General features: G+C 30.4%; 12 protein-coding genes and 1 pseudogene. 5 read left to right on the forward strand and 8 right to left on the reverse strand.

From position 1 onward, the window contains the following. Positions 1 to 219: 219 nt before the first annotated feature. The 7 genes and pseudogenes from psyc5s11_RS16140 to brnQ all read right to left on the reverse strand — a co-directional run bounded on the left by psyc5s11_RS16140 (position 220) and on the right by brnQ (position 7431). Complete coding sequence (locus psyc5s11_RS16140) at positions 220 to 1044, reverse strand: C45 family peptidase (protein ID WP_224033524.1); 825 nt, start codon at positions 1042 to 1044, stop codon at positions 220 to 222. Between the two features lie 203 nt (positions 1045 to 1247). After that, positions 1248 to 1526, reverse strand: coding sequence for a CD3324 family protein (locus psyc5s11_RS16145; RefSeq protein ID WP_224033525.1), 279 nt, complete (start codon positions 1524 to 1526; stop codon positions 1248 to 1250). 408 nt (positions 1527 to 1934) lie between these two features. Further along, complete coding sequence (locus psyc5s11_RS16150; protein ID WP_224033526.1) at positions 1935 to 2183, reverse strand: hypothetical protein; 249 nt, start codon at positions 2181 to 2183, stop codon at positions 1935 to 1937. A gap of 183 nt (positions 2184 to 2366) precedes the next feature. After that, positions 2367 to 2546: pseudogene (locus psyc5s11_RS28235) on the reverse strand (DUF255 domain-containing protein); the annotation flags it as partial. Positions 2547 to 2709: 163 nt separating this feature from the next. After that, positions 2710 to 3561, reverse strand: coding sequence for a thiamine pyrophosphate-dependent enzyme (locus psyc5s11_RS16160; protein WP_224033528.1), 852 nt, complete (start codon positions 3559 to 3561; stop codon positions 2710 to 2712). Between the two features lie 2 nt (positions 3562 to 3563). Next, positions 3564 to 5240 carry a 2-oxoacid:acceptor oxidoreductase subunit alpha gene (locus psyc5s11_RS16165; protein ID WP_224033529.1) on the reverse strand — a complete coding sequence of 559 codons (1677 nt, stop codon included), beginning with the start codon at positions 5238 to 5240 and terminating at the stop codon, positions 3564 to 3566. A gap of 835 nt (positions 5241 to 6075) precedes the next feature. Beyond that, on the reverse strand, positions 6076 to 7431 hold the full coding sequence (gene brnQ, locus psyc5s11_RS16170; protein WP_224033530.1) for a branched-chain amino acid transport system II carrier protein: 1356 nt from the start codon (positions 7429 to 7431) through the stop codon (positions 6076 to 6078). A 452-nt stretch (positions 7432 to 7883) separates the two neighbouring features. On the opposite strand from brnQ, the gene psyc5s11_RS16175 reads away from it, so the two are divergent. The 3 genes from psyc5s11_RS16175 to psyc5s11_RS16185 all read left to right on the forward strand — a co-directional run bounded on the left by psyc5s11_RS16175 (position 7884) and on the right by psyc5s11_RS16185 (position 10501). Next, on the forward strand, positions 7884 to 8564 hold the full coding sequence (locus psyc5s11_RS16175; RefSeq protein ID WP_224033531.1) for a GntR family transcriptional regulator: 681 nt from the start codon (positions 7884 to 7886) through the stop codon (positions 8562 to 8564). Between the two features lie 57 nt (positions 8565 to 8621). Beyond that, the gene (locus tag psyc5s11_RS16180; RefSeq protein ID WP_224033532.1) at positions 8622 to 9560 is read left to right on the forward strand and encodes an AEC family transporter; all 939 of its coding nucleotides are present in this window, start codon (positions 8622 to 8624) and stop codon (positions 9558 to 9560) included. Between the two features lie 143 nt (positions 9561 to 9703). Beyond that, the gene (locus psyc5s11_RS16185; RefSeq protein WP_224033533.1) at positions 9704 to 10501 is read left to right on the forward strand and encodes a hypothetical protein; all 798 of its coding nucleotides are present in this window, start codon (positions 9704 to 9706) and stop codon (positions 10499 to 10501) included. Between the two features lie 308 nt (positions 10502 to 10809). On the opposite strand, the gene splB is transcribed toward psyc5s11_RS16185, so the two are convergent. Further along, a complete protein-coding gene (gene splB / locus psyc5s11_RS16190; RefSeq protein WP_224038204.1) occupies positions 10810 to 11832 on the reverse strand; it encodes a spore photoproduct lyase in 1023 nt (340 codons plus the stop codon). Between the two features lie 252 nt (positions 11833 to 12084). Here splB and psyc5s11_RS16195 point away from each other — a divergent pair, with 252 nt between their 5' ends. Together psyc5s11_RS16195 and ilvD are read left to right on the forward strand one after the other, a co-directional pair. Further along, the gene (locus psyc5s11_RS16195) at positions 12085 to 12771 is read left to right on the forward strand and encodes a FadR/GntR family transcriptional regulator (RefSeq protein ID WP_224033534.1); all 687 of its coding nucleotides are present in this window, start codon (positions 12085 to 12087) and stop codon (positions 12769 to 12771) included. A 105-nt stretch (positions 12772 to 12876) separates the two neighbouring features. After that, positions 12877 to 14547: a dihydroxy-acid dehydratase gene (ilvD, locus tag psyc5s11_RS16200; protein ID WP_224033535.1), complete on the forward strand. Its 1671-nt coding sequence runs from the start codon at positions 12877 to 12879 to the stop codon at positions 14545 to 14547. Positions 14548 to 14717: the final 170 nt, after the last annotated feature.

Below are 14717 nucleotides of genomic sequence, written 5' to 3' on the forward strand. Positions count from 1 at the left end.
CGAACCGGACCGGCAGAGCCTTTCCCTTTTGCGGCGTACGCCCAGTGTGAGCCGGTTTGGCACGCATACCCATGAGCACGCCCGAAGAGTGAAAATGTTGTTAATCGATTGACCATGCCCTGTTATTCAGAAATCGCCATGGGCGACGATTCCCTACGCTTTCTTGAATACCCGAAAAAAATTTGTCTTATCAATTGATCTTCTTTATTATAATGATTTTCACTTATATAAGCTAATAAGATCATTCACAAATATTTCTCCATTTGTAAAATAAATTTTATTGTTGCTTAAAAGTCCATCCAATGATTGAATTGTTTTTTCGATCATAGAAATTTTCCATTTTTTACTTAAATCTGTTTTAAAACTAATATAAACTTCATTTTTTAACGGTTCAAATACTATTGAACACAAAGTATTCTCCTGACTAGTTTTTCTTAAAACTTCAAAAGCTTCATTTATACCAAAGCTATGAATATTATTATCAATATATTCATGAGCACAAATATATCTATCAGCACCTATACCATATACTTTATTATAATTTGCTTCCTTAAAATCCCCATTTGGAAAATTAGTCATAATAATAAAATCATTATTAATCCGACTTATTATATTTGTATCAATTCCTTCTTCCAGAATAAATGCATCACCAGTTTTATCAGCGATAATAGTATGTAGCCCTAAATCTGGGAATAATGGATTTCTAGGATACGAGATTACTCTTTTATTAAGAATTTCAAAAAATTCAGATGTTTTTCTTGTTTTCTTTAGCGCCTCATCAAAAATATCAAAAGCAAACCAATCATTTTCGTTACAACTTGATTTAAAACCTGGACTATATTTTACTGCTTGAGTACAGATAAAAAGACCCTCACTATTAAAACCAGCGATATCCCTGTATTTGTTATCTAATAAGCCTGAAAAGTAAAATAAGTTCATATCATTATAACTATTGACTTTTAGTTTTAAATCAATTTCATCAGTATCAAAATTCATACCATAAATAGTTTTTTCTTGACCGTATACTGCAAAACTTGTACACATTTTAGAATCTCCTTTTAATTTATAATTTTGTCATATAATATGCTTAGAGTATTTAGAGAATCATTTAGCTATTTTACCATTGGCTTCACCACTTTCTTAAACTTATATTTAAATGATATCACTGGCTACATCAATGTATCAACCTAATACATTTTTCAGAAACAAAAATGCGCCATCTAGCGTTTGCTTTATGGCGCATTTTATTATTGATTTTCTTTTTTCATTCTGAAAATAATTTTCTGTATACTTTTGGTGGATAAATAATACATTTCAGAAAGACTTTTCACAGAAGTACCCTCTTCATATATCTTATAAATATCTGCATTTCTCGCAGAAATTTCCTCTTTACTTCTAGTAGTTTCTCCCCAATGCTTTCTGTTGCATTCTTTTTTAGGAATATATATGTATTCACCCTCAACATATTTTTGAATTAAATCCAATAATTCTTGTGGCAACACATCTGTTGCTTTAATATAGCTCATTAGTATGCTCCTCCTAAATACAATTTCATTTTAGGATTGAGCAAAGGTTATTTCATATTTTAATTATTAATATCTATGCAATAGCCTCTGCTATGCATTAACTACAGATCTGGTCATAAAGCAATTTCCCCCATTTCTTCTCAGTTACTGTAAATTATATTTATTATTTCTCACATCGAACGTATAAGTTTAAAACATTATATGAACTTTTTCAAGAGGTTCTTAGGATAGGATTCACTAAACTTGCGAAAAAATATCATCCCGATGTATATGGAGATAACGAGAAAATGAAGTTGTTGAATGGTTTAAAAGAAAAGATTAAAAAATAAGGCTAAGGAGAACTCCCTAACCTCTATAATTTATTTAATTGCATTTAAATAAACAACTCCCACTTAAAGTTTTGATTATTTACTTTGCTAATTTATCTTTTAATATAAATACATCTTTTTCAACTTCACTCAATTTGTGAGTAGCAAATCTAAATGTATCTGTTAATTCGGTATGTTTAATCGCATTAGCTTTCTCAAAGTCAAAAATTTGTTTCTTAATTTCTTCATGGATATTATCCATTTTAGTATCTAATTTCTTTATATCTGCTTTTATTTCTTCTTGACCTTCTTTAAGTTCCATCAATATTTCTAAAATCTTATCATCCATTAGTATCACCTCACATAATATTATCGAGTAAAAGTATTATATCACAAAAATATAAGTGATGTTATACTTATTTTAATACATACAAAAAATACACATACTACTCTGTATATGCACTTTATAATAGATATTAAATAATGCTCTAAACATATATAAATAGCCACCTTTTAATATTATACAGTTTTTGACATAACACCAATGACAAGTACTGCATCCTATTGATAAAAATATTGGTTTATCTTCTTCTTTGGCTTTTAGGAAAGCTTCATCACTCCATGCATACCAATTTATAGGGTTATGAGCATGCTGTAATAAGTAAGGATATTTCTCATTAATTAAGTTATTAGCTTTTACTGTAGAAAACATAACACCATCATAAACTTTGTCCTATTATTCAAACTCGGCTTATTATAAATCTCAACTCCACATCCTAGCATCAAAAATAACAAGTCAAAGATATAAATGCATCTTTAACTTGTTATTTTTTAAATTTATAATGTTAGAACCTACTATTTTAAATCAATAGTATTTAAATGAAATCATTCATAAATCCACTGATTTTCTTTAAGTTAATTTCACTATCTATGAGTGGTTTTCCATCTTTTAAGAAACTAATTTTATCATGAAAACTAGGTTTTTCTTCTTTGTATAAAATCCCTAGTGGAATTTTATCTCCCCATTCCATGGCTCTTTCCATAGCCTTTAATTTATTGGTATTATCATAACCTTCTTCAAGGTTGTATACTCTCTTTTTATACCATTGGAATGTATTTATTTTGTTAAAACTAATACATGGTTGCAAAATATCAACAATAGCATATCCCTTATATTTAATTGCTTCAATCATGATTTCTTTGAGTTGCTCCTTGTCACCACTGAAAGCTCTTGCAACAAACCCAGCACCAAGTGCTATAGATAGCAACATAGGATTCATAGGTGTATTATTTGATCCATTTGGCTGAACATCAGTTATATGGCCTATATCAGTTGTAGGAGATGCTTGCCCTTTTGTTAGTCCATATATTTGGTTATCATGAACAAAATGTGTTATATCAACATTCCGTCTAATATTATGAATAAAATGATTACCTCCTTCACCATAGGTATCTCCTTCACCAGAATTAACTATTACAGTTAATTCCTTATTAACTATTTTTGCTGCAGCTGCAGGTGGTAATGCTCTTCCATGAAGTCCACAAAATCCATTTGTATTTATATATTGTGGTGTTTTTGCCGCTTGTCCTATCCCTCCAACAATAAGTACTTGATGAGGTTTCTTTTCAAGAGTTATAAGTGCTGTTTTAAGTGCCTCAAGAATATTATGATCTCCACAACCTGGACACCAAGCTGTTTCTGATGTGCAAAATGTCTCTTCATTCATTATTATTCGCCTCCATTTAGCTTGTTATATATTTCTTGAGATGAAATAGGTCTACCATCGTATTTCAAAATACTACTATCGCAAACAATTCCCGTATTTTCTCTAATAAGCGCTGCCAACTGACCAGTAGCATTTTGTTCTACATTTATTATTTTTATATCTTGGGCATATTTTTTAAGCTGTTTATCAGGTAAAGGCCAAACATCACCAAACACCAAGGCACAGTACTTATTATTTTTACCATTACCATTAAGTAACGTTACCGCTTCCTTGACAGGACTATATAATGATCCCCATGCAATAAGTAAAGTATCTGCATTCTCTTCACCTATGAACACTGGCTCTTGAAGTTCTTCTTTTAAGTACTCCATTTTTCTTAGTCTCTTATCATTCATTTTATTTCTTACATCAGCCGATTCTGTAATATGACCAGATTCATCATGCTCATCACTATCAACTAATACTGTTAATCCCGAAATTTTACCTGGGGTTATCCTAGGTGAAATACCTGTATCTGTTATTTCATACCTTTTGTATTCTTTAGCATCAGAATACTTTTCATCATATAGATGTCTTTCAATTTTAATATTATCAAAACTAAAAGGTTTTACAGTTCTTATACTATCAGCTAAAAATTGGTCTCCTAGTAAAATAACAGGTATTTGGTATTTATCTGCTAGATTAAAGGCTCTTATTGTTTGATAGAATGCATCTTCTGGTTCTTTTAATGCTATGACCATCTTAGGAATTTCTCCAGGTGATGAAGCAATGACAAATCTCAAATCAGCCTGTTCCGTTCTTGTTGGCAAGCCTGTTGTAGGTCCTGGTCTCTGTATTTCTGCTATTACAAGAGGTACTTCAAGCATACCAGACAGCCCTACTGCTTCAACCATCAATGCAAATCCGCCTCCAGATGTTCCTGTCATAGCACGGGTTCCTGCATAAGAAGCTCCAATTGCCATATTTATAGCTGATATTTCATCTTCAGCCTGTTCTACTACAATTTCTGCCTCATTCATTTTTGATGCAAGATAATTCATTATACTTGTAGAAGGCGTCATAGGATAAGCTGAATAGAATTTACATCCTGCTGCAAGCGCCCCAAGAGCAATTGCATCATTTCCGCCAATCAGAATATTATTATCCTTCTTGTTTGATTTAATATCGTATTTATGTGGAGCAAGTTTAAATCCTTCTTCAAATGCAGTAAGATTTTTCTCTGCAATTTCCTGTTTAAACTTTTCGGATAATAATTCTTTAACACCACTTAAATCAAGGTTGAAAAGTTTTATAAAAGCACCTAATGCTACATTTCCATAAACTTTAGCATTACCAATATTTTTTGCTATACCTTTTAGAGTAAGTCTAATTAATCTGTTATCTTCAAAATCAATTTCATCATCACAAATAATAAAACCGTCTTCTTTTAAATTATCAATATGTATTTTTATTGTTTCTTTATCCAAAGCAATTATTCCATCAAGTTCGTCAAAATGAGAATTTATTTCCTCATTTCCAAAACGTATCTGAAAAAAATTATGGCCCCCTCTTACTCTTGACATATAATCTTGTATTGTAAAAATTTCAAATCCTTTTCTTTTTAAAACTTTTTCCAATATAGACGAAACAGTCTCCATACCTAAGCCAGCAGCGCCTCCAATTAAAATATTATAAATCATTAAACTTCACCTCATCCTCAAAATTTATATAATTGTATTAATCCACTTATCTATATACCTTTCATAATTCTTTTCTTCCAAAAAATAGAATCAAAAAAATACTGCTATTCATCCTAGCCACATTAATGGTAACGTACAATTCACCACCTTCCATGTATACTGATTGACTGATTGGACTATTTTTAACATATGCCTATACTTACAAGTAATATGGTATTTTTTAATTGTAGTTGTTACGGGCTTGAATATAGTATTTATACTAATACGGTGAGTTTTTCCAGATTATGATAAAATTTCTTTAAAAATCTCTACATATACATTATTTTTTTGATTTAACAATGTTGGCGTGTAGTTTATTATAATAAAAAAAGCCCCCCATTAACTAATAATTAAATGTGACATTTAATTCAGTTGGTGCTTTATTCGTTAAACAATAGTTAATTAAAATAGCCTCTTCACAGCTGAGTACTAATAATCTAAGTATATCACAAAAAGTCTTATTAACAAGTAAATTTTGCACAAATTGTATAATTATATATTTTATTATTTTAGAACAATGACGAGTAAATGAGAGCCGAAAGTAAAAAATTCAGTAAACAAAAAGAAGTATCAAAAATGCATAACATTTATGATACTTCTCTTATTCTAAATTGTAATGTTTCTGTCACTATCTTTGATATTTCTTTTAAATAATTCCCACGAGTTTCCTCAGTAACATATTTAACTGCTTCAAAAAAAGTATGAGTACTAACATGATCCTACTTAACATGTTATTGGTTGCACTTAATAAGTTCCGTATTGTGCTTCGCACTCTTTTTATCTGTGCGCGCTTTTTTTATCTGTGTATTTTTTTTACTCGAATCATCCAAATAATTAATCCTATAAAAAATCCACAAAGTGCTGGTAATATCCAGCCAAATCCATAGTCAAATCCAGGTAAATATAAATGAGCAAAATTAATAATTTGTGTAACCACAACATTTTGTTGCATATATTGTGGTAATGATTTACATAAATCAAAAAATGCTGCAATAATTGTTAACCCAGTTGTCCATTTATAAATATCACTTTGCTTATTAATAAATGGAGTTAATAAAGACAATAAAATTAAAGTAATTACTAATGGATAAAGAAACATAAGCACTGGTATCGATAGCTGTATGAGATTGCTTAATCCGAAATTAGCGATTATAAATGAGAAAAGTGTAAAGATAATAGCATATTTTTTATATGAAATTGATTTCGGAAACATCTCACTGAACATTTCAGAACAGGCAGTGATTAAACCAATAGCTGTTTTTACGCATGCAATTCCAACAATAGCTGCTAATAATACCTTCCCAACAACCCCAAAATAATGATTACTGACCATAGATAAGATACTTCCTCCGTTATCAGCACGTGTTACGCTCCCTAAGCTTGTAGCTCCCATATAAGCTAATGAACCATAAATAATAGCCATACCAATAACACTAACTAAACCTGATTTACTTGTTTCAATAGCAATTAAGCGAGAATCTTTAATACCTAACTTTTTAATATTAGAAATAATAATAATAGCAAAAGCTACAGAAGCTAAAGCATCCATAGTATTATATCCATCTAATAAACCAGTAAATAATGGCTGAGTAGCATAACTTCCTTGAGCTGGATAATCGCTTCCTTGCCCCATTGGACTTATAAATGTAGCAATTAATAAAATAGATAATAATATCAGAAAAATAGGAGTAAGATATTTCCCTACCCAGTCTAAAATTTGCCCTGGTTTTAGTGAAAAATAAATTGTAAAAACAAAAAATATAAATGAGAAAATAATGAGTCCGAGTTTTAAATGTTCATCAGAAATAAAAGGATGAATTCCCACCTCAAATGCAACTGTCGCAGTACGGGGAATTGCAAATAATGGACCAATTGTTAAGTATAATAAACAGGTGAATATACTTGCATAACGAGAACTAATAGGTCTCGCCATATCAAATAAACTTTCACTTTTTGAAATAGCTGATGCAATGATTCCAAGTATTGGCAATCCTACACCTGTAATTAAAAATCCAATAGTCGCTGCAAAAACATGATTTCCAGCTTCTTGTCCCATTTGTACTGGAAAAATCAAGTTACCTGCCCCAAAAAATAGTCCAAATAATAATGAACCTATCAATAAGTTTTGCTGAATTTTCAGCTTTTCTTTCATAAATAATCCTCCTTGAATGTTTTGGTATTATCTAAAGCTTTTGCTCTGATTCTACTTTAGTGTTTGAGTTTTCACTTTTTTGATAATAACTCGAATCATTATTTTATTATAATATACTTATATATAATAGTAAAATTCATCTTTTCATGCTTTTTATATTATCATAAATCTTTTATTTTAATTCTATGTTGATTACAAATTTATCATTTTTACTTTCAGCCAAAATTCTCCCTTCATGTAGTTCTACTATACTTTTTTAAATAGCTAACCCTAGCCCTGATCCTGTCGTTTCTGAGTTTCTTGATTCATCTGTCCTATAAAATCTATTAAATCTTCTCCTGAAATACTGATAACTAGAGACAATTATCTTGCTTAATTTATTTTGATAGGTTATACTTGATAAAATTGTCGACAGTATACATAAATATTTTATTAATCTGAGGAGATGCAAAATGGATAATTATAAAATCGAAAAAGGTCCCTCCTACTACAATCAAGCTTATAATTCTATAAAAGATATGATTTTCAATGGTCTTCTAAAACCCGGAGATAGAATTTATGAGTCAAAACTTGCTACCGAATTTCAAATAAGCAGAAGCCCCGTAAGGGAAGCCATACGCTCTTTAGAAAAAGATGGTTTACTTTTTTTAACCGATAAATCAAAGATCACAGTATATCAACCAACAAAAAAAGATATTGAAGATATTTATGAATGTCGTCAAGCTTTAGAATCTCAGGCTGCAAGATTAACTACACGTAATGCCTCTGATAAAGAATTACAACAGATTGAAAACATATTATCGGAAACAGAAAAAAATATAGAACATTTTGATGATAACTTAGTTAAAACTATTATCTCTCTAAATACTCAGTTCCATAATTTAATTTTAAACTTTAGTCAAAATAATCGCTTACAAAAACAAAGTAATGATCTAAGTACACTTACTTTTTTTTATAGATCTATAGATGTATATGAACATGATCGTAATATGGATATTTTTAATTATCATCTTGAGATATTTCATTATATTAAGAAAAGGGATGAAGAGAAAGCTGCTAAAACTATGTACAGCCATATAGGCAACGACTTGAAACATTTAAAAGATATTCTATCAATAGAATGTACCATTTAGAGTACAGTTTTTATTTGATTTTTTTAATTTATTTAATATACAAAAGGAGAATTTACAATGATTATTTTTAATGCATTAGGAAGTGTATTCAGTATAGTTTTAATGATTTCTGCTGGGTACTTTTTATCTCATAAGGGATGGTTTGATGAAAAAACTTCTAAGCTTTTTTCAAAATTAGTATGCAATCTAGCTATTCCCTGCCTTATGATTTCTCAATTTACAGAGAGCTTTGATAAAGATAAATTACTTAACCTTGGCGGTGGGCTATTTGCTCCATTTACATCCATGGCAATCGGTTATGTAATTGCTGTAGTAGTTTCAAAAATTATTAGAGTTAAAGAAGGAAGAATTGGAACTTTCAGATCAATGTTTTTTGTATCTAATTCCATATTTATCGGACTTCCAGTAAACATGGCTTTGTTTGGGGAAAAAAGCATACCAAATGTTTTATTGTATTATATAGCTAATACTACTTTTTTCTGGACTATAGGTGTATATGAAATTAGCAAAGATGGACAATCTGGTAAAGCCAATGTTTTCTCACTTGATACAATAAAGAGAATCATGTCCCCACCACTTCTAAGCTTTCTTCTAGGAATTATACTTGTGCTCCTTGATATTCATTTGCCAAAATTTGTTTTAGATACTTGTAAGTATTTTGGAAATTTAACTACACCTTTAGCTATGTTGTTTATAGGAATAACAATTTATTCTGTTAACTTTAGAGAATTTAAATTTAGTTGGGATATGCTTGCCATAATTTTAGGCAGATTCCTGATTTCGCCAGTATTAATGCTTGTACTATGTAATTTTACAAATATTCCTTTACTTATGAAAGAAGTATTTGTTATTCAAGCTGCTATGCCAGTTATGACTAATACTGCTATCGTTGCTAAGCGTTATAATGCTGACTATGAGTATGCTACAGTAAATACAATTATAACCACTATTTCTAGTTTACTAATTATTCCCATTTATATGTTGCTATTAAGCTAGGGTTAAAAATATTGAGAGAAAAGTAATCGATAAATTGTTTAAGATTACTCAATTCTATTTTAATCATTATTCTTTTAAAGAACTTTTATTTTAAAAATAGAATATAATACAATTGATAAATCTTACTACGGAGTGCACCAAAATTGAATAATGAACAATATTTTAGGCCTTCCCCATTACCAGCATTAAACAATAGAGACTTTAATTTTGAATTCTTTGATAAGTATTCAAATGAAAACTACAATAAAATTGTTTTACCTGATTGGCTATTTATTTCACCTCAAGATACGCTAATAAATTATTTTAGTATATTACAAGAGGCAGAGAATATTTCACAAGGAGGCTGCGGTAGCATTGGATTAGCCAAAATCCCCTACCCAATAGCATATAATTTTTTTACTTCAGAATATAAAAATAAGATAAATCACAGCTCTTATTTTAATTCCTTCAATAATATAGGACACATAAACCTGATAAAACTTAACAATATAACTGATGAGAATGTTTCAAACGGAACTTATAAGTATTTTATTGAATTAGAAACAATAGAACCCTCTGTTAATGGTACTGTAAGTTTCGCATACTATTATGGATATGCATATATACAAAATGAAAATGGAAAATATAAAATTTCTGATATAGACTTAAAAAGTGAAGATTTTCTATGTGCGGCTTATCATGGATGGAGGCATAATGCAGAGTTTTATGTTGATGCCGTTTATGGGGATTGGTGCAAACTTATTAAAAGAAGGTATCCAACTGAACAAAGTGGGTATCTTAAAAACATTTATATACTTGGTAATGATGCACATGACTATAGATTTGAATTTTTTCAGCTTACAAACGGCACTGACATAGAAATTCATCAGTTTATTAAAGACGTAAATAATGAATGGAAACCAATAAAAATAGACGTAAATAAATGCATACAAAGGTATTAAAATAGTCAAAAATATATTTCTGAATATTCCATTATAAATTTCCTCTTAATTTTATAAATTTGTCATAATACTGACATATTGAAATGTTATAATGATAATTGTAAAGTAGTTAATGCATAATTATTTACCCTTTATTAAATAATTATTATCCAGTATTCAGAATGACTTACACCCTAAGTAAGCCATTCTTTTTTATTTCCAAATGAATTTCTCAGACAATAATCGGCTGAAAAGTTTTTATCACTACTTAAACTATTATACTTAGGCATATGAAAGAATAGTAAATCACATACTTCATGTACCTCATGTTATATAATATATTTAACTTCTTTATGAATAAACAGTTCTTCTATATCCCTTTTGAAGAATTGCTTTATTTCATCTAAGCTTTCTTTAGGATATACATACTTGCCATATCCAAATTGTCCATATTTAAACTTACGATCTTCATCATTCATAGGCAATTCACTTTTAGGAAATATATTGAGTATTCTATTTTTGGCTATTGTAGTATAACGATGAGATATAACCTCAAAAGTTACTGGGAATTTCAAATCATTTGGAAGCTTATTTCTTAATTCAATTAATAAATCATGATATTCCTCTTTCCAACTTGGGTATACAAATACAGGAGCAACTAAAAATCCCATAGGATATCCTGCTTTAGCTACCTTTATACTTGCTTCTATTCTTTGATCACGAGAAGCTGTAACGTGCTCATATTTATTTATAACGGAGGAAGTATTTATGCTAAACCTTATTTCGGTGTGACCATTATGTTCTAAATTAAGCAATGATTCTATATCATTATATTTTGTTACAAATCTAAATCTAGCATTTTTTCTACTCCCAAAAAATGTAATGGCTTTTTCTAAAGAATGGGTATAAGGTTCTACTGCAATTGGATCTGATGTTGCAGCCCCTTCAAATATAGTTATTTCAGGCAACCTTTCATCTATATATTTCTTAGCTTGATTTAATATATCATCAATATTCACATGGACTTTTACAAAGGGTTTATCCCCAAGATTAGTATTTAAATAACAGTACTCACATTGCCCCATACACCCAGATACTAATGGGAGTTGATAATGTGCTGAAGGTTTGCATGATTGAAACTTTAAACTCTTCTTAGTTCCAACAACTAAAGTTTTTTTACCTTCTCTATATTGAGAGAATAACTCATCACCTGGAATATATTGTTTTAGTTTGTTTGAAGTCAAATTTATGATTTCAATATCAGTTTTATCTTTAAATTTACTTAGAATATCCTTCCCCATGTCATATTCTAATGAACCTTTCTCAAATATTATTCTTTTAGGTATAAACATATCTTCCACTAATAAACCCGCATAAAATAAGCTAAGTTTATTTTCCCCTTTCTATATTTTTAACATACCTACTTATTATCTGCTAAACTTATTAAGTATATACTAAGAACGATTTAATGAACCTGAAATGGAAGTCAATTATGTCACATATATTTTGATGTTATATTCATACTTATAGACATCAGACATCTCTATTGAAAAGCAACCTCTTTTATTATATTATATAAACATAACCTAAAAGGAGGTTACTTTATGCCACGCAAAGAAAAAAGCTTATCAGAACGAATTGCTGATGATATTCTTGCAATGATTACTATAGATAAAAAATTTACTATTGGAGACAAGCTTCCAAATGAAAACGAACTTTCCTCCCAAATGAAAGTTAGTAGAACTACACTGCGAGAAGCTATTCGTATTTTAGTTGCTCATAATATTCTTGAAATTAAGAGAGGTAAAGGCACCTATGTAAAAAATCATGAAGGTTTCAATGAGAATTTGGGATTAGAAGAATTTTCTACAACAAAATTAAATGCAAAAGACTTGTATGAGATGAGATTGATTTTCGAGCCCCAAACTGCTTATTATGCGGCAAAACGAGCTACTGATAAAGAGCTTGAAAGAATACTCTACTACGGGAAACTCGAGGAAGAAAAAATTTTAAATAATGAAGATCGTACGGAAGCTGAACAAGCTTTTCATAAATCTATTGCAAAGGCAACTCATAATGAATTTATGGATAAATTAATGCCTATACTTTATAAAGCCATTGATAAAGGTGTTATTTTATCCGATGAAAATGAAGATATAATAAAAGATACCTTAAATGACCATCGCATGATAATGGAATTTTTAGCAAGTAGAGATGCTGAGGGAGCAAAAACTGCAATGAAGCTTCATATTCTTCATGCCATGAGAGGTTTGGATATAAATAATGAATAAAGTATAATACTATATTGACAATAGACATCATACAACGTACAATAAAAATATACAACTATATTATACAAAATTGAAATTATTATATAGAAATGAGGAGATTATGCTATGAGAAGTGATGTAATAACAAAAGGATCTAAGAGTGCACCTCAACGTTCATTACTAAGTGCATTAGGTTTAACAAAAGAAGAAATTGAAAGACCTCTTATAGGTATCGTTAGTTCACAAAATGATATCGTACCAGGTCATATGAATTTAGATAAAATTGTAGAAGCTGTAAAGATGGGTGTTTCTATGGCTGGTGGTACTCCTATTGTATTCCCTGCAATTGCTGTTTGCGATGGAATTGCGATGGGTCATGTAGGAATGAAGTATTCACTAGCTACAAGAGAGTTAATTGCAGATTCCACAGAATCTATGGCACTAGCCCATGCTTTTGACGCTTTAGTAATGGTACCTAACTGTGATAAAAATGTACCAGGACTTTTAATGGCAGCTGCAAGAGTTAATATTCCTACTATATTTGTAAGCGGTGGACCAATGCTTGCTGGAAAAGTTGATGGATGTAAAACAAGCCTTTCAAGTATGTTTGAGGCTGTTGGTGCTTTTAATGCAGGAAAAATCACAGAAGAAAAGTTAGATGAATATGAAAATAAAGCATGTCCTACTTGTGGTTCTTGTTCTGGAATGTATACAGCAAATAGCATGAACTGTTTAACAGAAGTTCTTGGTATGGGACTTCAAGGAAATGGAACAATTCCTGCTGTTTATTCTGAGAGAATTAAGCTTGCAAAACATGCTGGTATGAAGATTATGGAGTTACTTGAGAAAAATATAAAACCAAGAGATATTATGACAGAAGCTGCATTTATGAATGCATTAACTATGGATATGGCTCTTGGATGTAGTACAAACAGTATGTTACATCTTCCTGCAATTGCAAATGAAGTTGGTTTTGATTTAAATGTAGATATTGCAAATGGAATTAGTGCTAAAACACCAAACCTCTGCCACCTTGCACCTGCAGGACATACTTATATGGAAGATTTATATGAAGCTGGTGGTATTTATGCTGTTATGAACGAAATAAATAAACTAGGCTTATTAAATACTGATTTAATAACATGTACAGGAAAAACTATTGCTGAAAACATAAAAGGTTGCGTAAATAAAAATCCTGAAGTTATAAGACCTGTTGAAAACCCATATAGTCAAACTGGTGGTATAGCTGTTCTTAAAGGTAATCTTGCACCAGACTCATGCGTTGTAAAACGTTCTGCAGTTGCACCTGAAATGTTAAAACACGAAGGTCCAGCAAGAGTATTTAATTGTGAAGAAGACGCTTTAGATGCCATTAATACTGGAAAAATTGTTGCAGGTGATGTTGTAGTTATCCGTTACGAAGGGCCTAAGGGCGGACCTGGTATGAGAGAAATGCTTAACCCAACATCAGCAATTATGGGAAGAGGTTTAGGTAGCAGTGTTGCACTTATAACAGATGGACGTTTTAGTGGTGCAAGTAGAGGTGCTTCAATTGGACATGTATCTCCTGAAGCTGCAGTTGGTGGTAACATTGCTTTAGTTTACGATGGAGATATTATTCAAATTGATATTAATGCTAATACTATTAACTTTGTAGTTAGTGATGAAGAATTAGCAAAAAGAAAAGCAAATTGGAAACCAAGAAAACCTGAAATTACAACTGGTTATCTTGCAAGATATGCTGCCCTCGTAACATCTGGTAACAGAGGTGCTATTTTAGAAATTCCTAAATTCTAATCTCTAGCTATTTTTCATATTAGGCACATGAAAATAAATAACAAGTCCAAAGTTGCCATGAATATTTTTCATCAGGCAAGGAAGTAAAGTACCATCATAGTGGGCCTATTATGGTATTTTACTGACGTGAGCAGTGAACCCAAATCTATGATTTGGTGTGAATCGCTTAC

The organism is Clostridium gelidum (assembly GCF_019977655.1).
Classification (GTDB): Bacteria; Bacillota; Clostridia; order Clostridiales; family Clostridiaceae; genus Clostridium; species Clostridium gelidum.